Here is a 22,734-nt window from a genome sequence, read left to right as displayed (position 1 = left end):
TGAAGATCACCCTTGAGTTCTGAGTTGAACCTGCTTTTGCAGTAAGTAAATGAAGCGTTTCATTCACGTTACGAATGCTCGAGAGGTTGGATTCACTTTGTGAATCTTTCTAGCCAGGGTGGTACCGCGGGAAGCTAAGCTTTCTCGTCCCTTTTTTAGGGATGAGAGGGCTTTTTATTTTGGCCGGATATCAAGTCATCGGTTCGAATGAATTTATGTAAAGACGGATGGAGGATTTTATGATGGAATACAAAGATACCTTATTGATGCCTAAAACTGAATTTCCAATGCGGGGGAATTTGCCGAAACGTGAACCGGAAATCCAAGAAAAATGGAATGAAATGAACATCTATAAAAAAGTGCAAGAACAAACGGAAGGGCGTCCTTTATTCATTTTGCATGATGGACCTCCGTATGCAAACGGCGATATCCATATGGGCCATGCAATGAACAAGGTTTTAAAGGATTTCATTGTCCGATTTAAATCAATGAGCGGTTTTCAAGCACCGTATGTACCTGGCTGGGATACGCATGGGCTTCCGATCGAAACGGCATTGACAAAAAAAGGCGTGAAACGGAAAGAAATGAGCGTTGCCGAATTCAGAAAGCTTTGTGAAGAGTATGCTTATGGTCAGATTAACAATCAACGTGAGCAGTTTAAGAGAATAGGGGTCCGTGGGGATTGGGATAATCCATATATCACATTAAAGCCTGAATATGAAGCACAGCAAATCAAGGTATTCGGTGAAATGGCGAAAAAAGGCTATATTTATAAAGGGAAAAAACCTGTTTATTGGTCCCCGTCAAGTGAATCAGCTCTTGCCGAAGCAGAAATTGAATATCAAGACAAACGTTCTGCATCCATCTATGTTGCTTTTGAAGTCACAGATGGCAAAGGTGTAATCGAAGAGGGCGTCAAAATCATCATCTGGACGACAACTCCATGGACGATTCCTGCTAATCTTGGTATTTCATTGCATCCGCAATTAAATTACGTAGTAGTGGCTGTCGAAAATGAAAAATTCTTACTTGCTGAGGCACTGCTTGAGTCGGTTACGGAAACATTAGGCTGGGAAAACCCGTCTATCCTGAAAACAGTAAAAGGAAGCGAGTTGGACCGTGCTGTTGCCAAACATCCACTATATGACCGTGAATCTTTAGTGATGTTAGGTGAACACGTAACGACTGAAGCTGGAACGGGTTGTGTTCATACTGCGCCTGGCCATGGTGAAGATGACTTTATCGTTGGGCAAAAATATGGATTGGACGTACTTTGTCCTGTAGATGAAAAAGGAGTCATGACGGAAGAGGCAGGGGAATTTGCCGGATTATTTTATGATCAAGCGAATAAACCTATTACCGAAAAATTAACTGAAGTAGGCGCGTTATTGAACTTGACGTTCATTACACACTCTTACCCGCATGACTGGCGGACGAAGAAGCCAACGATCTTCCGTGCAACAGCACAATGGTTTGCGTCAATCAAAGACTTCCGCAATGAACTACTGGAAGCGATTGAAGAAACCAAATGGGTACCGGCTTGGGGCGAAACGCGCCTATTCAATATGGTCCGTGACCGCGGGGATTGGTGCATTTCCCGCCAACGCGCTTGGGGAGTGCCAATTCCAGTGTTTTATGCAGAAAATGGCGAGCCGATCATTACGGATGAAACAATCAACCATATTTCAAAGCTATTCCGCGAACACGGTTCAAATATCTGGTTTGAGCGTGATGCGAAAGATCTTCTGCCTGATGGCTATACACATGAAGGCAGCCCGAATGGTATCTTCACGAAAGAAACGGATATCATGGACGTTTGGTTCGATTCCGGTTCTTCTCATCAAGCGGTACTTGAAGAGAGAGACGACTTGCAACGGCCTGCTGACCTTTATTTAGAAGGGTCCGATCAATATCGCGGCTGGTTTAACTCATCGCTTTCAACAAGTGTTGCAGTTACTGGCAAAGCACCATATAAAGGTGTACTTAGCCACGGTTTCGCATTGGATGGCGAAGGCCGTAAAATGAGTAAGTCGATCGGGAACGTTGTACTGCCATCCAAGGTCATGAACCAACTTGGTGCTGATATCTTACGCCTTTGGGTAGCTTCGGTGGATTACCAATCGGATGTCAGGGTTTCCGATCCTATTTTAAAACAAGTTTCGGAAGTTTACCGAAAAATCCGTAATACATTCCGCTTCCTGTTAGGGAATTTGGATGGATTCAATCCAAAAACCGATAAAGTGGCAGTCCAAGAATTGCCTGAAGTCGATCGATACATGCTCGTTAAATTGAATAAGCTGATCAAACAGTCGAAGCTAAGTTATGAAAATTATGAGTTTGCTACAATTTATAATATGGTCAATAATTTCTGTACACAGGATTTAAGTTCGTTCTACCTTGATTATGCAAAAGACATTCTTTATTGTGAGGCTCCGAATGGTAAAGAGCGTTTGGCCATTCAAACGGTCCTTTACGAATCATTGGTCAGCTTAACCAAATTGGTGTCACCGATCCTCTCTCATACAGCTGATGAAGTATGGGCGTTCATTCCGGGTGTAACGGAAGAAAGTGTACAGTTGACATTGATGCCTGAAGAAATTCCAGTTGATGATGCTGAAGTCATTGAAGAAAAATGGACGGCGTTCATGGATGTCCGTGATAATGTTCTGAAAGCATTAGAAGAAGCCCGTAACAAGAAGGTCATCGGAAAATCACTGAACGCTAAAGTGATGGTATATGTTAATGAAGAAACGAAGAATCTGCTTGATGGCATCAAGGAAAGCTTTGAACAGCTATTCATCGTATCCGAATTCGAAATCGCTGGCGATGTGGCAAATGCCCCAGCAGAGGCGGTTAAACTTGAGGATATAGCGATCCTTGTTACAAAAGCAGAAGGTGAAACGTGTGAACGTTGCTGGAATGTTTCGAAGGAAGTAGGACAAGTGGAAGAACATCCGACACTTTGCCCGCGTTGTGCTACAGTCGTGAAAGAGCATTACGTGAATCAATAATACCCGCAAAAAAACCGGTCCTTTTATAAAGGGCCGGCTTTTTTTGCGGGAATGAAGCTAAAACCGCAATAGGGAATTTTACCTTTATCCAATCTTCCCGATATTCTTCAGGTACAGTTAGCAGACTAATTCTTTTCGGATTAGTCATTATTTCTAGTTTATGCTACAATTCAAAAGTGAAGATTTGATTAGTTTGGGGGAAAAAATGTGTTTTATTATTTGATTGCCCTTTTGGTCATAGCTCTCGATCAGCTGACAAAATGGATGATTGTGAAAAAAATGGAGTACGGAGAAAGCATTGAAATTATTGAAAACCTTCTATATATCACCTCGCATCGTAATCGTGGGGCAGCATGGGGAATTCTACAAGGTCAAATGTGGTTTTTCTACATCATCACCATCGCTGTCATTATTGGACTTGTCTATTATATTCAGAAAATGGCGAAGGGAAGCATTTTGATTGGAGTTGCACTTGCTCTCATGCTAGGCGGTGCGATTGGTAATTTCATCGATCGTGTTGCTCGTCAGGAAGTAGTGGATTTCGTTCATGCCTATATTTTCAGCTACAGTTTCCCGGTATTTAATGTAGCTGATGCTGCGCTTTCAATTGGTGTCGGACTGCTCGTGATTCATATGTTTTTAGAAGAAAAAAACGCTAAGGAGAAAGATAATGGATAAAAGGTTATACAGCATCGATGAAACACTAAAAGGAGTTAGGATTGATAAGGCCCTTTCCACTTTGAATGAGGAATGGTCACGTACTCAGGTCCAGCAATGGATTAAGGATGATCATGTTTTGGTAAATGGCACGGCGATAAAGACGAATTACAAAGCTATTCCTGGCGATACAATCGAAGTGACGATTCCTGAACTTGAGGAATTGGATGCGGTAGCAGAGGAAATGGATTTGGATATCTATTATGAAGATAAAGATGTACTCGTCGTTAATAAACCGAGCGGCATGGTCGTCCATCCGGCACCGGGACATGTATCTGGCACGCTTGTAAATGGATTGATGGCTCACTGCAAGGACCTTTCTGGAATCAACGGAGTCATGCGGCCTGGAATCGTCCATCGAATCGACAAAGATACATCAGGTTTATTGATGGTTGCCAAAAATGATATGGCACATGAGAAACTGGTACAGCAGCTTGTTGACAAAACGGTTACCCGTAAGTATCAAGCTGTAGTACATGGTGTGATCCCTCATGACTTCGGAACGATCGATGCACCGATTGGCCGCGATAAAAAGGATCGCCAAAGCATGACTGTCACAGATTCGAATTCCAAAAATGCTGTCACGCATTTCCGTGTCATCGAACGCTTCAAAGCTTTCACTTTGGTGGAATGCCAGCTTGAAACAGGAAGAACACATCAAATCCGTGTTCACATGAAATACATTGGTTTCCCGCTGGCGGGAGATCCGAAATATGGTCCGAAAAAGACACTGAAATTAGATGGACAAGCGTTGCACGCTGGTCTTCTAGGTTTCATCCATCCACGTACAAATGAGTATATGGAATTCGAAGCTCCGATTCCGGAAGAGTTTGAAAATCTAATTAATCAATTACGTAGAAGTAAGGATTGACAAATTCTTTTTTTTGATATATTATAATAACAACTTAATAAGAACCTTTAACACAGTTCAGAGAGACTGAGAAGGAAACGGATACGCAAAGTGGGATAACCATGCCCATGGCGAGTAAATCCTCATGCCTTCTTGGCATGAGGATTTTTTGTTGAAATTGACTATCAGAAAAAAGGAATCGGGGTGGCCGACGTGTTGAATGAGAAAGCCATAGTACTTGATGAGCAGGCCATTAGCAGAGCCTTGACGAGAATTGCCCATGAAATTATTGAGAAAAATAAGGGTATTGAGGATTGCGTCTTAATCGGGATACGTACTCGCGGGATTTTCCTCGCTGACCGACTTGCAAAGCGCATCAATCAAATAGAAGGCAAGGAAATAGAACTTGGTGAACTGGATATTACACTTTATCGTGATGATCTTTCGAAAAAGACCAATGATGGGGAACCCATCGTAAAAGGCTCGGACATTCCGGTCAACATCACTGACAAGAAAGTGATTTTAGTGGATGATGTTCTTTTCACAGGCAGAACCGTAAGAGCGGCAATGGATGCTCTGGTGGATTTGGGAAGACCTTCGCAAATCCAGCTCGCCGTATTAGTAGACAGGGGGCATAGGGAATTGCCGATTCGCGCGGATTTTGTCGGTAAAAACGTTCCGACTTCCCAATCTGAAAAAATTACGGTTACTTTAACAGAAGTAGATGAATTAGATCAAGTTACTATATTAGAAAACTAAACAACATGAAAATTTCATATTACCCTTTTAAAGACAGTCCAGAGAGGCTGGCAAAGGGGAGTCAATCGGGAGAGCTGTGTCTAAGCATGGACATTTGCCTTCTGAGAAACCCTCTTTGTATATGGCAAAGAGGGTTTTTGCAGTTTTGATGGGATTTTCATGAGGGGGATACGGAAATGGAAGAAACTAAAAGGGACATCGTACTGGATGTCGAGGACGTGCCAAAGGCTGGCCAGTGGATTACGTTAAGCATCCAGCATTTGTTCGCCATGTTCGGTGCAACGGTGCTGGTGCCATTCTTGGTAGGATTAAGCCCGGCGGTAGCACTGGTTTCAAGCGGATTGGGCACACTTTCATACTTATTGATAACCAAAGGTAAGATACCAGCTTATCTCGGTTCATCTTTCGCTTTCATTACGCCAATCATAGCAGCTAAGGCTCTAGGGGGTCCGGAAGCGGCCATGATCGGCTGTTTTGCAGCAGGGTTCATATATGGGATAGTAGCTCTGATTATCCAAAAAGTCGGATTGCGCTGGTTAATGAATATACTTCCTCCGGTTGTGGTGGGTCCGGTGATTATCGTAATCGGACTAAGCCTTGCCGGAACGGCCGTGGACATGGCAATGTATGATCCACAAGATAAATACAGCGTCACATATATAGTGATAGCGCTGATCACCTTAGCGGTAACCATCATCTGTAACGTGTTCTTTAAGGGATTCATTAACTTGATCCCCATATTAATGGGAATCATAGTCGGCTACGGCTGTTCGGCTGTTGCAGGAATAATAGATTATGAACCGATCAAGTCAGCACAATGGTGGGAAATGCCTGAATTCATGTTTCCATATGTAACCTATACACCGTCCTTCTCATGGGAAGTCATTGCCATCATGGTACCGGTTGCCATCGTAACTTTATCAGAACATATCGGACACCAGATGGTACTGAGCAAAGTAGTCGGCAGGAATTTTTTAGAAAATCCTGGTTTGCATCGCTCGATTTTAGGAGATGGAGCAGGAATCATGATCGGTTCCTTAATCGGTGGGCCGCCGCTGACTTCATATGGCGAGAATATTGGGGTCCTGACTATGACAAAGGCGTACAGTGTGTATATCATCGGTGGGGCAGCATTGACTGCAATCATCTTTGGCTTTAACGGTAAGATTTCAGCAGTCATCAGCTCGATACCTACAGCTGTGATGGGCGGTATTTCCATCTTGCTCTTCGGAATCATCGCATCCAGTGGATTGAGGATGCTGATTGATAATAAGGTCGATTTTGACAAGAAAAGGAACCTGATGATAGCTTCAGTCATCCTGGTGTTAGGAATAGGAGGGGCGTTCGTACAACTATCGGAAACGGTATCGCTTTCCGGAATGGCACTTTCAGCCATCGTCGGAATCCTTCTTAACTTGATTCTTCCGGACCGTGAAAAAATATCCGGAGATATATTTGAAAAATAAGATATTGCATTAAAACAATAAATCACCTTTTAAAAGAAGTCCAGAGAGGCTTAAAAGGGTGTTGCTGTAAAGAGAATGAGAACGGGATAAAGTGTAAACCATTCCGTGTCCTCACCTCTTTATGACCTACACCCTGTCCTTAATGGCGGGGTATTTTTTATGCCCCGCATCACAAATGTGAAAGGAGCAGGATCGATGAAAAAATTATTGACCATGAATGAATTGGCTTTAACTGATATTGAAAGAATTTTACATGAGGCAGAGGGTTTTGCCAACGGATCTAGCTGGAATCCAAAGCAGCAGACCACAGTTGCCAATCTCTTCTTTGAACCTAGTACACGTACAAAATCAAGCTTTGAAATGGCTGAAAGGAAATTGGGGCTTGAGGTCATTCCTTTTGATGCGGGTACATCATCCGTGTTAAAAGGTGAAACCTTATATGACACTGTTAAAACGTTAGAAGCAATAGGTGTGAATGCCTTGATCATCCGTCATGAACAGGATAATTATTTTGATGAATTGAATGAGAAGATCGGGATTCCAATAATCAACGCAGGGGATGGCTGCGGAAATCATCCAACCCAATCATTACTGGACTTATTGACGATAAAACAAGAGTTTAAAAGTTTCAAAGGTCTGAAGATTGCCATAATCGGTGATGTGAGGCATAGTCGGGTTGCGAAATCGAATGCAGAAGCATTAACCCGTTTAGGAGCGAATGTCGTATTTTCGGGTCCGCCTGAATGGTTTGACAGAACAAACAGTTTGGGAAGGTATGAAGACATCGACCATGCGGTAGCTACCTCGGATGTGGTCATGCTGCTCAGAATACAGCATGAAAGGCATATTGAAAAATACGATCAGGCAAATGGAGATTATCTGGAAAGTTTCGGCCTGACCAAACAACGTGAAAAAAATATGAAACCGGGTGCGATCATCATGCATCCTGCACCAATAAACCGCGGTGTTGAAATAGACAGTGATTTAGTCGAATGCAGCCGCTCAAGAATTTTCAAACAAATGGAAAATGGCGTGTTTATTAGAATGGCCGTATTAAAAAATGTGCTTGAACAATCCGGAGGGGGAAACATTCATGAAAACAGTAATCAAAAATGGAGTATTGCTAGATAATCAAAACTCATTCAAAAAAGCGGACATTGAAATGGAAGGCAAGGTCATCACAAAAATCGGCGAGAACTTGGCAACGGAAAGTTGTAAAGTAGTTGACGCTGAAGGGTTACTTATTACATCAGGATTCGTTGATCTGCATGTCCATTTACGCGAACCGGGCGGTGAACATAAAGAAACAATCGCAAGTGGAACGCTTGCAGCGGCAAGAGGCGGTTTCACTACAGTAGCGGCAATGCCCAATACAAGGCCAGTTCCCGATACAGTGGAAAACCTTGAAGCGCTAAACAGGAAAATTGAAGAAACCGCTCATGTAAGGGTACTCCCATATGCTTCCATTACAATTAGGGAAGCCGGCAAGGAGTTGACCGACTTTTCTTCATTAAAACAAACGGGTGCTTTCGCCTTTACGGACGATGGCGTGGGAATTCAAGAAGCTGGGATGATGCTGGAAGCGATGAAACGGGCAGCCGCTCAAGATATGGCCATAGTTGCTCATTGTGAAGACAATAGCTTAATTAATAAAGGCTCCGTCCATGAAGGAAGATTCTCAAAAGAACAGGGAATCAATGGAATTCCATCCGTATGTGAGGCTGTACATATTGCCCGGGATATCCTCCTTGCTGAAGCTGCGGATTGCCATTATCACGTATGCCATATATCCACAAAGGAATCGGTAAGGACGGTAAGGGATGCCAAACGCGCCGGTATCCGCGTCACAGCTGAAGTTACACCGCATCACTTATTATTGTGTGAAGATGATATACCGGGACTTGATACGAATTATAAAATGAACCCGCCATTAAGAGGCCGTGAAGACCGGGATGCATTGATAGAAGGACTGCTTGACGGAACCATCGATTTTATAGCAACAGACCATGCCCCGCATGCGGCAGAGGAAAAAGCGCAGGGAATGCAGCTGGCTCCTTTCGGAATAGTGGGATTGGAAACGGCCTTCCCGCTGCTTTACACCGAATTGGTTAAAAAGGGCGTCATTACATTAAAGCAATTGATCGATTTCATGACAATTAAACCCTCTGAAAGTTTCTCCCTTCCTTATGGAGAGCTAAAGGAAGGTGCTATTGCGGATATCGTGCTCATCGATTTGGAAACAGAAAAAGAAATTAATGCTGAAGAGTTTGCTTCAAAAGGAAAAAATACACCTTTTAATGAAAAGAAATGTTATGGCTGGCCAGTCATGACGATTGCGGAAGGAAAAATAGCTTGGGAAAAAGGACGTGTTCAAGGATGAAAAGACAGCTAATTTTAGAAGACGGGACAGTATTCCTTGGGGAAGCATTCGGAGGGGAAGTAGAAAAAATAGGTGAAGTCGTTTTTAATACAGGAATGACAGGGTACCAGGAGATTCTATCCGATCCATCCTATTGCGGTCAGATCGTTACACTTACGTATCCATTAATCGGGAACTACGGAATAAACCGGGATGACTTTGAATCCATCAATCCAGCTATATCGGGTTTCGTCGTTAAGGAAACAGCAGAACTTCCTTCCAACTGGAGAAACCAATTATCACTTGATGAATATCTGAAAATGAAGAACATACCTGGTATAAGCGGAATCGATACGAGAAAGCTGACAAGGATCATCAGGAAATCAGGTGCACTTAAAGGGGCGCTCTGCAATATCAATAAAGATGCAAAAGAAGTGGTTTCCCAGTTGAAAGCAACGGTGATTCCTTCTAATCAAGTGAAACAGGTTTCAACAAAAGCACCATATTCCAGCCCGGGCAGAGGCCCGCGGGTAGTTCTTGTAGACTATGGCATGAAGCATGGGATATTACGTGAGTTGACGAAGCGCGGCTGTGATGTCGTGGTTGTGCCTTATAACGTCACGGCCGAAGAAGTGATGCAATATCATCCGGATGGCGTGATGCTTTCAAACGGTCCTGGAGATCCGAAAAGTGTTCATGAGACGCTTGAAATGATCCGTACAATCCAAACGCAAGTGCCATTATTCGGAATCTGTTTAGGTCATCAATTATTCGCACTTGCAAACGGGGCGGATACGGAAAAATTAAAATTTGGCCATCGAGGATCTAATCATCCGGTTAGGGACCTTCGTACCGGAAAGGTATCCATCACATCTCAAAATCATGGATATACAGTAGAAGAGCTTTCCATTGAAAATACAGATCTTATTGTGACACATACAGCATTGAATGATGATACGATTGAAGGCCTGCGCCATAAAAAGTATCCGGCTTTCACAGTACAATATCACCCGGAAGCATCACCAGGGCCGGAAGATGCCAACTACTTATTCAATGAATTCTTACAAATGATTGAAGCTGCAACAAACAAGGGGGAAAAAACATGCCAAAACGCACTGATATAAAAAGCATCCTAGTAATTGGTTCCGGTCCGATCGTCATCGGACAGGCCGCCGAGTTCGATTATGCAGGAACTCAAGCGTGTATAGCCTTAAAAGAAGAAGGTTATCGAGTGATCCTGATTAACTCTAACCCTGCTACGATCATGACAGACAGTGAAATGGCTGACGCGGTTTATATCGAACCGATCACATTGGAATTTGTCAGCAAAATCATTCGTAAAGAGCGCCCGGATGCACTGTTACCTACCTTGGGCGGACAGACCGGCTTGAACATGGCAGTCGAGCTTGCCGAAGCAGGAATCCTGGAAGAATGCAATGTACAGATTCTTGGGACCAAACTTTCAGCTATCCAACAAGCGGAAGACCGTGACCTTTTCCGTACGCTGATGAACGATCTAGGGGAACCGGTACCTGATAGCGACATTATTCATAACTTGGAAGAGGCATATACATTCGTAGAACGGGTCGGATACCCAGTCATTGTTCGTCCTGCCTTCACGCTTGGCGGAACAGGCGGTGGGATTTGTGATAACGAAGAGCAGCTGATCGAGATTGTTGAGGGTGGCCTGAAAAGCAGCCCGGTACACCAATGTCTGCTTGAGAAGAGCATTGCCGGTTTCAAAGAAGTGGAATATGAAGTGATGCGTGATTCGAATGATAATGCGATAGTCGTTTGTAATATGGAAAACTTCGATCCTGTCGGTGTCCATACAGGCGATTCAATTGTTGCCGCACCAAGCCAAACATTAAGTGACAGAGAGTACCAAATGCTTCGAAATACGTCTTTGAAGATTATCCGTGCCTTGAAGATTGAAGGTGGATGTAATGTTCAGCTGGCGCTAGATCCAAACAGCTATCAATATTATGTCATCGAAGTGAACCCAAGGGTCAGCCGTTCGTCGGCACTTGCCTCAAAAGCAACAGGATATCCAATTGCAAAGCTTGCAGCAAAGATAGCCGTTGGTTTGACGCTCGATGAAATGATGAACCCTGTCACTGGCAAAACCTATGCCAGCTTCGAACCGGCACTGGACTATGTCGTTACGAAAATTCCGCGCTGGCCTTTCGATAAGTTCGAAAGCGCCAACCGTAGACTCGGGACCCAAATGAAGGCGACCGGAGAAGTCATGGCAATCGGCCGTACATTCGAGGAATCAATCCTAAAAGCTGTCCGTTCCCTTGAAGCGGGTATATACCATCTTAATTTGAATGACGAGTTTGAAGATGGAAAAATAGAGAAACGGATCAGGAAAGCGGGAGATGAACGGTTATTCTATATCGGTGAAGCATTAAGAAGGGGAATAACGATTGAAACAATACACGAATGGAGCCAGATCGATTTATTCTTCTTGCATAAGTTGAAAAAAATAATCGACTTTGAAAAGCAGCTTAAAGAACATTCTTTCGATTGTGAAGTATTGCAAAAGGCTAAAGAACTAGGGTTTTCTGACAAAACGATTGCAGAAATATGGGGAGTTCCCGAAATTGACGTCTATGAGTACCGGAAACAGCAAGGAATCATCCCTGTTTATAAAATGGTTGATACATGTGCTGCGGAATTCGAATCGGAAACACCGTATTTTTATGGGACATACGAAGATGAGAATGAATCCATCGTTACTGCCAAGAAAAGTGTCATTGTTCTGGGGTCAGGCCCAATTAGGATCGGGCAAGGAGTAGAGTTTGATTATGCGACCGTACATTCTGTATGGGCCATTAAAGAAGCGGGATATGAAGCGATCATCATCAACAACAATCCAGAAACAGTTTCGACGGATTTCAGTATCTCCGACAAACTTTATTTCGAACCATTGACTATTGAAGATGTCATGCATGTCATCGATTTGGAAAAACCGGAAGGGGTCATCGTCCAGTTTGGGGGACAGACAGCAATCAACCTTGCAGATGGTCTTGTTGAAAGAGGAGTGAAGATCCTTGGTACTTCACTTGAAGACCTGGATAGGGCGGAAAATCGCAATAAATTCGAAAGAGCACTTAAGGATTTAGGCATTCCGCAGCCAAAGGGTAAAACTGCAACATCGGTTGATGAAGCAATCGTCATCGCTGAAGATATTGGTTATCCGGTTTTAGTAAGGCCATCGTATGTTCTCGGAGGAAGAGCGATGGAAATCGTCTATAAACAAGAGGAATTGCTGCATTACATGAAAAATGCAGTGAAAATAAATCCGGATCATCCTGTCCTGATCGACCGCTACTTAACGGGTAAGGAAATTGAAGTTGATGGAATTTCCGATGGCGAAACCGTCGTTATCCCTGGAATCATGGAGCATATCGAACGTGCCGGCGTCCATTCAGGTGATTCGATTGCAGTCTATCCGCCTCAAAATTTAACGGAAAAACAAAAAAAAGTAATCATCGATTATACGACCCGGTTGGCAAAAGGTTTGAATATAATTGGTCTCTTGAACATTCAATATGTCATCAGCAATGAAGAAGTGTATGTGATTGAAGTAAATCCACGTTCAAGCCGGACCGTTCCATTCTTAAGTAAAATTACGAACGTGCCGATGGCCAACTTAGCCACGAAGGTCATCTTGGGCCACACACTTGAAAGCCAAGGTTACAAATCGGGGTTAGTGCCAGAACAAACTGGGGTCTATGTGAAAGTGCCGGTCTTCTCTTTTGCAAAATTAAGAGGTGTGGACATCTCACTCGGACCTGAAATGAAATCGACTGGTGAAGTAATGGGGAAAGATAGCACCCTTGAAAAGGCTTTATACAAAGGGCTGGTCGCTTCGGGTTTCAAAATTAAGGGGCATGGTTCGGTGTTATTGACGATATCTGATAAAGATAAGCAAGAAGCGCTACTTTTAGCAAAACGTTTCCATAATATCGGTTTCAAGCTGATAGCCACCAGCGGAACTGCTGCCTTATTGAAGCAATCCGGCATCCCGACTGCGATTGTCGGTAAAATTGGCGAAGAAGGTACAAACCTGCTGGATGTTATCCGGAACGGGGAAGCACAATTTGTCATAAATACTTTGACAAAAGGTAAGCAGCCTGCCCGAGATGGTTTCAGAATCCGGCGTGAATCGGTTGAAAATGGAGTGACATGCCTAACATCACTTGATACGGCAGAAGCTATTTTAAGAGTGATAGAATCGATGACTTTCTCGGCAGAAGCAATGGGAAAAACGGAAAAAAGTCGTGAGGTGAGCTATATATGATCAAGAAGGAAAGAATGAAGGTGTTAAATCATAAGGAACTGGCCCCATCCATTTTTGAACTTACTCTTCAAGGTGAATTGGTTTCAGAGATGAATCAGCCAGGCCAGTTTGTCCAAGTCAAGACAACAGATGGCACTGAGCCATTGCTAAGACGCCCGATTTCAATTTCTTCTTACGACAACAGTGAAAAGCAGTTCACGATGATATACCGGGCTGAAGGTAAAGGAACGGCGCTGTTATCACAGCGTAAAGAGGCGGAAGCGGTCGATATCCTTGGACCCCTTGGCAACGGATTTCCCGTTCATGAGGCCAAAAAGGGCGAAACGGCATTATTGGTTGGTGGCGGGATTGGGGTCCCGCCCCTGTATCAATTATCACGGATGTTGGTTGCAAAAGGTGTTAAGGTAATCCATGTATTGGGCTTCCAGACCAAGTCAGCCATCTTTTACGAAAAAGAATTCAGTGAATTAGGTGATACCTATATTGCTACGGTTGATGGTTCTTATGGGACAAAAGGATTTGTTACGACTGTAATAGACAACCTCGAGCAAGAGTTTGCAACGATCTTTTCATGCGGGCCTACACCAATGTTAAGAGCGTTGGAAGCGGGCTATCGTGAGAAAAAGCTATACCTGTCCCTTGAGGAAAGGATGGGATGCGGCATCGGTGCATGCTTTGCCTGCGTGTGTCATACAGGGGATGATCCAACTGGTTTCAGTTATAAAAAGGTATGCAGTGATGGACCCGTATTCCGGGCAGGAGAGGTGGTATTATGAGCAGGCTTTCAGTGGAATTACCAGGATTAAACTTGAAAAACCCAGTCATGCCAGCATCTGGATGCTTTGGATTCGGCCGTGAATACAGTCAATTTTTCGACTTGGATATTCTTGGGGCGATCATGATCAAAGCGACCACTCCTGAACCGAGGTTCGGTAACCCTACTCCGCGTGTTGCGGAAACCTCATCGGGAATGCTGAACGCCATCGGTCTGCAGAATCCAGGTTTAGAAAAGGTCATCAGTGAAGAATTGGCCTGGCTAGGCGGGTATGATGTTCCCATCATCGCCAACGTTGCCGGTTCGCAAATAGATGACTATGTAAAGGTTGCCAGTGATATAAGTAAGGTGGGGAATGTAAAAGCACTTGAATTGAATATCTCTTGTCCGAATGTTAAAGAAGGTGGCATTGCTTTCGGTACGGTGCCGGAAGTTGCCAAAGAGGTGACCAAGGCGGTCAAGGAAGTGTCTTCCGTCCCTGTGTATGTGAAGCTTTCACCGAATGTCAGTAATATTGTGGAAATGGCCAAAGCAGTAGAAGAGGGCGGTGCCGACGGTTTGACAATGATTAATACATTAGTCGGCATGCGATTGGATTTAAAAACTGGCAGACCGATCCTTTCTAACAGGACGGGTGGGTTATCTGGTCCTGCAATAAAACCTGTTGCGCTCCGGATGATTTATGAGGTAAGCCAGCAAGTGTCTATTCCGATCATCGGAATGGGCGGCATCGCTACAGCGCAAGACGTCATTGAATTTTTCTATGCGGGTGCAAGTGCTGTTGCGGTGGGAACCGCTAACTTCGTGGATCCCTTTGTATGCCCGACCATCATCGAAGAATTACCGAAATTGTTGGATGAGCTCGGATTTGATCATATTTCACAATGTACCGGAAGGAGCTGGAAGCAGAATGAAACAGTCACTAATTATCGCTCTTGATTTTCCTGACCTCATTCAAACAGAAGAATTCCTAAAACAGTTCCATTCGGAAAAATTGGCTGTAAAAGTGGGGATGGAATTATTTTATCAGAATGGACCATCAATAATTTCTTTCGTAAAAGAGCAAGGCCACGATGTGTTTTTGGATTTGAAGCTTCATGATATTCCGAATACCGTCAAAATGGCCATGACAGGATTGGCAACTTTAGGGGCTGACATGGTCAATGTCCATGCGGCGGGTGGACAAAAGATGATGGAAGCAGCCATGGAAGGTTTGGATAAGGGAACGTCCGCTGGTAAAAAACGCCCATTATGCATAGGGGTTACCCAACTGACGAGCACATCACAGGAACAAATGAATGTTGAGCAAAACATTGCCGGATCTCTGGAGGATTCGGTCCTCCATTATGCAAAACTTACTAGACAGGCAGGATTGGATGGCGTCGTCTGTTCCACCCATGAAGTAAAGAACATACATGAACGCATCAGTCATGAATTCTTAACGGTCACACCTGGAATCCGAAGTGCAGGTGGACAAGCGCATGATCAAAAGAGAATTGCAACGCCTGAACAGGCTAGGGGTTTTGGAGCGGATGCCATCGTTGTAGGGAGAGCCATAACGGGGGCGGCAGATCCATTAAAGGCGTATTTGGATATGAAAGCAGCTTGGGAGGGAATATCATGTTAAATAATAAGATAGCTGAACATCTATTGGAAATAAAAGCAGTGTACCTGCAGCCGAATGACCCCTTTACTTGGGCATCTGGGATTCAATCACCCATTTATTGTGACAACCGCTTAACCCTTTCGTACCCAGAGGTTCGCAATGAAATAGCGGAAGGATTAAAAGGATTGATTGAACAGAATTTCCCTGAGGCTGAACTGATTGCAGGCACAGCAACTGCCGGCATTCCGCATGCAGCTTGGGTGAGTGAAAAATTAAATGCACCGATGTGCTATGTTCGATCCAAAGCCAAGGAGCATGGAAAGGGCAATCAAATTGAAGGCCGTGCTGTTCCAGGACAAAAAGTGGTGGTTGTGGAAGACTTGATTTCAACCGGCGGAAGTGTGATTACTGCTGTTAACGCGCTGAAAGAAGCTGGCTGTGATGTTCTAGGAGTCGTTTCGATCTTCACTTACGAATTGGAAAAAGGAAAAGAAAAATTCGATGCTGAGGGCATTATTAACCATTCATTGAGTGACTACTCGACTTTGATAAAAGTCGCTAATGAAAAAGGGTACATCACAGCAGAAGAATTGGAAAAGCTAAAAAAATGGCGTGAGAATCCGGCTGATACGGCTTGGATTTCTGCATGAAAATAGAGGTGACCCAATCACGAAGGATTGGGTCACCTCTATTTTTTACCTTTCAATCCTTTACCGCTTCCTTTAAGCGTATGACAGTATCGGCATCAGGTGTAATATATACGGTCTGCTGCTGGTCGTAGATCACGAACCCGGGTTTGGAACCATTCGGTTTCTTAACATGGCGAACTTGTGTGAAGTCAACGGGCACTGAGCTTGATTGCTGTGCTTTACTGAAGAATGCTGCTAATACGGCTGCCTCTTTTATCGTTTTTTCACTTGGCGATTCATTTCGAATCACAACATGTGAGCCAGGTATATCTTTGGTATGAAGCCATATTTCATCACGGCGTGCAAACTTATTCGTTAGATAATCATTTTGTTTATTATTTTTCCCGACAAAAATGAGATCTCCATCTGTAGCATAATATGTTTCAAGCTGCGGTTTTGCATTTGCAGGCTTTTTCATGCCTTTTTTCTTTTTTTGCCTAATGTATCCTTCTTCCTGTAGTTCTTCGCGAATCTCCTCAATATCTCTGGGTGAAGCTGATTGGAGCTGCTGATGCAAGGCTTCAAAGTAGGACAATTCCAATTTTGTTTTTTCGATTTGTTCTTGGACGACTCCGACTGCATTTTTGGACTTTTGGTATCTGGAGAAGTACTTCTGTGCATTATCTGATGGATTTTTTAACGGGTCAAGCGGGATGTTGACCATACTTTGTTCTTCATCATAATAATTGACGACTTCTATTTCCTTCATGCCTTTTTTCATTTGATATAGATTAGCTGTAAGCAGCTCACCGAACAACTGATACTGTTCTCCGCGTTCCGTATCTTTTAATGTACGTTCGAGCTTCCCGATTTTTTTTGAGTTCTTTTCTATTTCATTAGTAATGAAACGTTCTACATCCTGGCTCTTTTGCTTTACTCGATCTCTTTCTGCCTTTCCGAAGTAATAGCGGTCGAGCATCTCGCTCAATGAAGGGAATGTACGTTGATTCCCAGTCAGATGATCGAGTGAAAGCATATAAAAAACTTCTTTATTTCCATCTTGTCTGATCATCGCGGTATAGTTTTGCTCCGAGATTTCTTGGATAATCTTTAAAAAAGCTGATGGAAGGGTCGTGCTGTTGGCAAGTCCAGCCCGGTAAACGGCTTCCTTTGCAACTAATGGCGAAACTCCAGAAAAATGGGCAACAAGCTGTCGATCCAGCTTTCCTGCATTGAAGTCGATATTCTTTCTTATATCGTCCTCTGTGGCCTCGAAGGGATTCTTCTTTTCTTGTGCGGGCGGGGCCAAATATTCCTGGCCGGGCAATATTGCACGATAACTGTTAACAGCATGTGAAACATGCTTAATGCTGTCCAAAATCATATTTCGTTCTTTATCGACTAAAACAATGTTGCTGTGACGCCCCATGATTTCAATGATTAACTGCTTTTGAGAGACATCACCAAGCTCATTGCGGCCCTTCACTTCAAAAATGATCATCCTATCAAGTTCATATTGATAAATATTTTCTATCGTATAGCCTTCGAGGTGCTTCCTAAGAAGCATACAGAACATGGGTGCCTCTTTGGGATTTTCATAACTTTCTTCGGTCATTTGCACCCTCGAATAACTTGGGTGGGCTGATAGTAAGAGCTTATGGTTCTTACCTCCAGCACGAACAACCAGTATAACTTCATTTTTATAAGGCTGGTGTACCTTATTGATTCGTCCACCTTTTAATATAGAAGCGATTTCTTCCGTCATCGCTTTCGTGAATAATCCATCAAATGACATTCTATTTTTACTTCCTTTACATAAGATTTTCTAAGAACTCATTTTTGCCGGGCGTTATCAAAGCATCAGGGGCTGCCCATTTTAGCTAATCCCAATTTTTTAGCGAACTGGGTGAAAAGCTGGGGTTGATAGTTTAGATAAATTGAATGGCTGATTTTTTTGTTTCTGAGATTAAATGCAAATTTAGTCCATTCATCATGATTAGCGGTCGTTCATTCATAAATTATCCGGATCGTTCTTCTTTCCGCAATTCTGTTTAATTATAGCATTATTTTGGACGAGTCTGAATAATCATGGAAGAAGAGCAGGTTGTTTTATGTATCGGTAAGCAGGCAGGTGTTGGATGAATAAAGCAAAAAGCGCCTGTTGAGATGTATACAGGAGCCTATTTCATTCTATTCAAAGGGATGTGTGATACTTGATGGAGTTCAAGGAAATGAATAATCAAGAAATGGAGAAAGCGCTTCAAACAAACGTTACACACGGTTTGGACGATGATGAAGTAAAGGACAGGCTGCGAAAGCATGGTTTTAACGAATTGAAGGAAGGAGAAAAACAATCAGCCATTCTTTTATTTTTCGCCCAATTCAAAGATTTCATGGTCATAGTTTTACTTGCCGCGACCCTAGTCTCCGGGATATTGGGTGAATATATCGATGCGATTGCCATCATGGCGATTGTTTTTTTGAATGGATTACTTGGGTTTTTTCAAGAACGGAAGGCAGAGAAATCCCTGGATGCCCTAAAGGAAATGGCTGCGCCGCAAGTTAACGTACTTCGGGATGGCCAGTGGCTGAAAGTCCCATCGAGAGAAGTCGTAGTAGGGGATATCCTGAAGTTTTCAAGTGGTGACCGAATTGGTGCCGATTTACGGATCATCGAGCATTCAAGCCTTGAAATAGAAGAGTCTGCACTTACCGGTGAGTCACTCCCGGCAGTTAAATCTTCTGATCCATTGATGAATGAGGTTGAAGGTATCGGTGATCAGGAAAATATGGCGTTTATGGGAACGATGGTAACAAGGGGAAATGGGGTCGGAATCGTAATCGCTACTGGTATGAATACGGCGATGGGCAAGATTGCAGATCTCCTGCAGACTGCTGAAACAAAAGAAACACCACTTCAACGGAGGTTGGAGCAGCTAGGAAAAATTTTGATCGTCACGGCTTTAATATTAACTGTAATAGTGGTCCTGACTGGTGTCATTCAAGGGCATGACCTCTATACGATGTTTTTGGCCGGGGTATCTTTGGCTGTTGCGGCGATTCCCGAGGGCTTGCCAGCCATTGTGACTGTAGCATTGTCTTTGGGCGTTCAGCGTATGATCAAACAAAAAGCGATAGTACGCAAGCTTCCTGCTGTAGAAACGCTTGGCTGCGCAACGGTGATTTGCTCAGATAAGACAGGAACACTTACACAAAACAAAATGACGGTGACGAAGGTTTGGAGTGGAGGGAAAACTTGGGATGTCGGCGGTACTGGTTATAATCCGGTCGGAGAGTTTTCTTTAGAAGGAGTTTCAGTTGCCCCGAAAAACCATAATGCCTTGCTTCAAATAATTACATTCGGCATGCTCTGTAATAATGCCGAGTTAAAGGAGGATGGTAAACGATATATTTTGGACGGTGATCCGACAGAAGGGGCGATGTTGGTCGCGGCAATGAAAGCGGGCATGACGAGGGAACACTTGTCTAAGAGATTTACGATAGTCAAGGAGTTTCCATTTGACTCAATCCGCAAAATGATGAGTGTCATAGTGAAGGATGAAAAAGATAAACATTTCGTCATCGTAAAAGGCGCACCTGATGTATTAATCGCCCAGTCCGACACGATTCTTTGGGAAGGAAAGTCGGAAATATTGAATCAGAAGAGTAAGGAAAGGGTGCAACAGGATATGAATGAGCTTGCCTCGCAGGCACTTCGAATGATTGCTGTTGGTTATAAACCCCTTTCAAAAGGAACGATTTTGCTTCATGAAACCGAAGCTGAGTGCAATTTGACCTTCATGGGGCTGCAGGGCATGATCGATCCCCCACGTCCGGAAGTGAAGCAGGCAGTTAAGGAATGCAGGGATGCGGGGATCAAAACTGTCATGATTACTGGCGACCATATAATAACCGCAAAGGCAATAGCTAAAGAACTTGGTATTTTAAAAGGAAAAGACCGTGTACTGGAAGGACGGCAATTGGCCGACATGGAAGTCGGGGAACTTGAGGAAGTTGTTGAAAGTGTTTCGGTATTTGCCCGCGTTTCCCCTGAACATAAGTTGAAAATCGTAAAAGCCTTGCAAAGTAAAGGACATGTTGTTGCAATGACAGGGGATGGTGTCAATGATGCCCCTGCGATAAAATCAGCGGATATTGGTATATCCATGGGTATCACGGGTACTGATGTCGCTAAGGAAGCTTCTTCCTTGATATTGGTTGACGACAATTTTGCCACAATTAAATCGGCCATCAATGAAGGCAGGAATATTTACGAAAACATCAGGAAGTTCATCCGTTATCTGCTTGCTTCCAATGTTGGGGAGATTTTGGTCATGTTTTTTGCGATGCTGTTTGCCTTGCCGTTACCTTTGATACCAATCCAGATCTTATTCGTGAACCTTATTACCGACGGACTGCCTGCAATGGCATTGGGATTGGATTCCCCAGAAGAAGATGTAATGAAAAGAAAACCAAGAAATGCTAATGAAGGAGTTTTTGGAAGAGGGCTTGGCTGGAAGATCATCTCCCGTGGGTTTCTGATCGGGATTTCTACATTGATCGCATTTTATGTAGTATACCGTGCAAATCCGGATAATCTTGCATATGCACAAACGATTGCGTTTGCTACCTTGGTCTTAGCTCAGCTAATACATGTATTCGATTGCCGAAGCGAACATTCGATCTTCTCGAGAAATCCATTCGGTAACCTTTATCTAGTGGGGGCGGTACTATCATCCCTATTATTGTTGGTAGCCGTCATGTATGTCCAGCCTTTACAAACAATCTTTCATACAGTACCAATTTCGGGAAGGGATTGGCTATTAGTTATAGGGATGGCATCCATTCCAACTTTTTTACTGGCTGGAACCTTTTTAGCAAGAAAAGCACAATGATATATGTTATAATCTTTAAGGTGGTAGAGTCATGCTCTATTGCCTTTTTATTTTTGTAGTATTTTATTTGTGAGCTAAAGTTTTCATGCTGTAGCTAATATATAATGAAAGTTAAAGGCCAAATTACTACATTATGTTTGATAGGATGTGGAACCATGGTTACCAGTATGACGGGCTATGGAAGAGAAGAAGCGGAAAACGAACAGGTCAAGGTTTTTGCCGAAATTAAGACCGTGAACCATCGTTTTTGTGAATATACGATTCGGATGCCGCGCCAGCTTTTGATTTTGGAAGAAAAGGTGAAGAAGAAGGCGAATCAATACATAAGAAGGGGACGGGTGGAAATCTTCATTACAGTGGAAGGTGAGAGCCTAGTTTCCAAAAAGGTGATGATCGATTGGAATCTTGCGGATCAGTATGTGGGTTTGATGGATGAAGTCAAGCGAAAGTACAATCTGGAAAGTTCCATTACATTACAGGATATGCTGCAACTTGAATCGATTTTCATGACGGAAGAAGTACCTGCGGTTCCTGCCGATTTGGAATCCCTATTATTGAAGGCTGTCACGGGGGCATTGGAAAATCTGAAAAAAATGCGGAATCTGGAAGGTCAGGAACTGGCCTTGGACATGAAACACCAGCTGAAAAGGTTCGGTGAGATTGTAGCAGGGGTCAAAATGCATGCACCTTCAGTCGTCGAGAAATATAAAGCCAGGTTGGAAATCAAGCTGGCCGAGTTGACTGAAGGATTGATCGAAGATAGCCGCATTATTACAGAAGCGGCCATTTTTGCTGATAAATGTGATATAAATGAAGAACTGACCAGACTCGATAGCCATATACAGCAATTTTCAAGAACGCTTACCCATAATGAACCAATTGGAAGAAAACTTGACTTCCTTGTCCAGGAAATGAACAGGGAAGTCAATACGATCGGATCAAAGGCGAATGATTCGGCCATTACCAAAGAAGTGGTGGAAATGAAAAGTCTTCTTGAAAAATTAAAGGAACAGGTTCAAAATATCGAGTAGTCGGTTTATGATGAACCTAACAAGGTGACAATAGATATGAATGGGGGACAAAAATGTCAATAAAGCTCATTAATATTGGTTTTGGGAATATCGTTTCCGCAAACCGGATCGTATCGATCGTGAGCCCGGAATCGGCTCCGATCAAAAGGATCATCCAGGACGCCCGGGACCGCGGATCCTTAATAGATGCTACATATGGTAGAAGAACCAGGGCCGTAATAATTACAGACAGCGACCATGTTATCTTATCTGCCGTTCAACCGGAAACGGTTGCTGCACGGCTCCAAGATAGAGATGACAGCGTAGAAGAGGGGTAACTGAAACAAT

Annotated in this window: 17 protein-coding genes; 16 read left to right on the top strand and 1 reads right to left on the bottom strand. The window is 43.4% G+C overall.

Annotated elements, in window-relative coordinates:
- Positions 1 to 242 precede the first annotated feature (242 nt).
- The 13 genes from ileS (at position 243) to pyrE (ending at position 16,502) form a co-directional block, all read left to right on the top strand.
- Positions 243 to 3,011, top strand: a complete 2,769-nt coding sequence (ileS, locus tag ACFRAK_RS05635) for an isoleucine--tRNA ligase (protein ID WP_387705952.1) — start codon at positions 243 to 245, stop codon at positions 3,009 to 3,011.
- Between the two features lie 207 nt (positions 3,012 to 3,218).
- Entirely contained in the window at positions 3,219 to 3,689 is a 471-nt protein-coding gene (gene lspA, locus ACFRAK_RS05630; RefSeq protein WP_394571407.1) for a signal peptidase II, read from the top strand.
- A complete protein-coding gene (locus ACFRAK_RS05625) occupies positions 3,682 to 4,599 on the top strand; it encodes an RluA family pseudouridine synthase (protein WP_377395942.1) in 918 nt (305 codons plus the stop codon). Before lspA ends, ACFRAK_RS05625 begins: the two co-directional genes overlap by 8 nt.
- A gap of 195 nt (positions 4,600 to 4,794) precedes the next feature.
- Positions 4,795 to 5,337: a bifunctional pyr operon transcriptional regulator/uracil phosphoribosyltransferase PyrR gene (gene pyrR / locus ACFRAK_RS05620; protein ID WP_387599766.1), complete on the top strand. Its 543-nt coding sequence runs from the start codon at positions 4,795 to 4,797 to the stop codon at positions 5,335 to 5,337.
- A 176-nt stretch (positions 5,338 to 5,513) separates the two neighbouring features.
- Positions 5,514 to 6,803, top strand: coding sequence for a solute carrier family 23 protein (locus tag ACFRAK_RS05615; RefSeq protein ID WP_260284206.1), 1,290 nt, complete (start codon positions 5,514 to 5,516; stop codon positions 6,801 to 6,803).
- Between the two features lie 195 nt (positions 6,804 to 6,998).
- A complete protein-coding gene (locus ACFRAK_RS05610; RefSeq protein WP_394571406.1) occupies positions 6,999 to 7,934 on the top strand; it encodes an aspartate carbamoyltransferase catalytic subunit in 936 nt (311 codons plus the stop codon).
- Positions 7,897 to 9,183 carry a dihydroorotase gene (locus tag ACFRAK_RS05605; protein WP_387599771.1) on the top strand — a complete coding sequence of 429 codons (1,287 nt, stop codon included), beginning with the start codon at positions 7,897 to 7,899 and terminating at the stop codon, positions 9,181 to 9,183. Before ACFRAK_RS05610 ends, ACFRAK_RS05605 begins: the two co-directional genes overlap by 38 nt.
- Positions 9,180 to 10,286 carry a carbamoyl phosphate synthase small subunit gene (locus tag ACFRAK_RS05600; protein WP_192203979.1) on the top strand — a complete coding sequence of 369 codons (1,107 nt, stop codon included), beginning with the start codon at positions 9,180 to 9,182 and terminating at the stop codon, positions 10,284 to 10,286. The genes ACFRAK_RS05605 and ACFRAK_RS05600 overlap by 4 nt, the downstream gene beginning before the upstream one ends.
- Positions 10,265 to 13,471: a carbamoyl-phosphate synthase large subunit gene (gene carB, locus ACFRAK_RS05595; RefSeq protein ID WP_394571405.1), complete on the top strand. Its 3,207-nt coding sequence runs from the start codon at positions 10,265 to 10,267 to the stop codon at positions 13,469 to 13,471. The genes ACFRAK_RS05600 and carB overlap by 22 nt, the downstream gene beginning before the upstream one ends.
- A complete protein-coding gene (locus tag ACFRAK_RS05590) occupies positions 13,468 to 14,247 on the top strand; it encodes a dihydroorotate dehydrogenase electron transfer subunit (RefSeq protein ID WP_387599777.1) in 780 nt (259 codons plus the stop codon). The genes carB and ACFRAK_RS05590 overlap by 4 nt, the downstream gene beginning before the upstream one ends.
- The gene (locus tag ACFRAK_RS05585; RefSeq protein WP_387705940.1) at positions 14,244 to 15,185 is read left to right on the top strand and encodes a dihydroorotate dehydrogenase; all 942 of its coding nucleotides are present in this window, start codon (positions 14,244 to 14,246) and stop codon (positions 15,183 to 15,185) included. The genes ACFRAK_RS05590 and ACFRAK_RS05585 overlap by 4 nt, the downstream gene beginning before the upstream one ends.
- Positions 15,157 to 15,873: an orotidine-5'-phosphate decarboxylase gene (gene pyrF / locus ACFRAK_RS05580; RefSeq protein WP_387599783.1), complete on the top strand. Its 717-nt coding sequence runs from the start codon at positions 15,157 to 15,159 to the stop codon at positions 15,871 to 15,873. The genes ACFRAK_RS05585 and pyrF overlap by 29 nt, the downstream gene beginning before the upstream one ends.
- Positions 15,867 to 16,502, top strand: coding sequence for an orotate phosphoribosyltransferase (pyrE, locus tag ACFRAK_RS05575; RefSeq protein ID WP_098371060.1), 636 nt, complete (start codon positions 15,867 to 15,869; stop codon positions 16,500 to 16,502). Before pyrF ends, pyrE begins: the two co-directional genes overlap by 7 nt.
- Positions 16,503 to 16,554: 52 nt before the next feature.
- On the opposite strand, the gene ACFRAK_RS05570 is transcribed toward pyrE, so the two are convergent.
- Positions 16,555 to 18,276, bottom strand: coding sequence for an Rqc2 family fibronectin-binding protein (locus tag ACFRAK_RS05570; RefSeq protein ID WP_394571404.1), 1,722 nt, complete (start codon positions 18,274 to 18,276; stop codon positions 16,555 to 16,557).
- Between the two features lie 421 nt (positions 18,277 to 18,697).
- On the opposite strand from ACFRAK_RS05570, the gene ACFRAK_RS05565 reads away from it, so the two are divergent.
- The 3 genes from ACFRAK_RS05565 to remA all read left to right on the top strand — a co-directional run bounded on the left by ACFRAK_RS05565 (position 18,698) and on the right by remA (position 22,724).
- The gene (locus tag ACFRAK_RS05565; protein WP_394571446.1) at positions 18,698 to 21,376 is read left to right on the top strand and encodes a calcium-translocating P-type ATPase, SERCA-type; all 2,679 of its coding nucleotides are present in this window, start codon (positions 18,698 to 18,700) and stop codon (positions 21,374 to 21,376) included.
- 155 nt (positions 21,377 to 21,531) lie between these two features.
- Positions 21,532 to 22,407 (top strand): YicC/YloC family endoribonuclease, encoded by an 876-nt coding sequence (locus ACFRAK_RS05560; RefSeq protein ID WP_387599788.1) that lies wholly within the window; start codon positions 21,532 to 21,534, stop codon positions 22,405 to 22,407.
- 53 nt (positions 22,408 to 22,460) lie between these two features.
- Positions 22,461 to 22,724, top strand: a complete 264-nt coding sequence (remA, locus tag ACFRAK_RS05555; RefSeq protein ID WP_034313813.1) for an extracellular matrix/biofilm regulator RemA — start codon at positions 22,461 to 22,463, stop codon at positions 22,722 to 22,724.
- The last annotated feature ends 10 nt before the right edge of the window (positions 22,725 to 22,734 follow it).

The organism is Peribacillus sp. NPDC056705 (genome assembly GCF_043656335.1).
The sequence above is the reverse complement of the archived record's forward strand: the minus strand, read 5'-3'. Positions and strand labels throughout refer to the sequence as shown.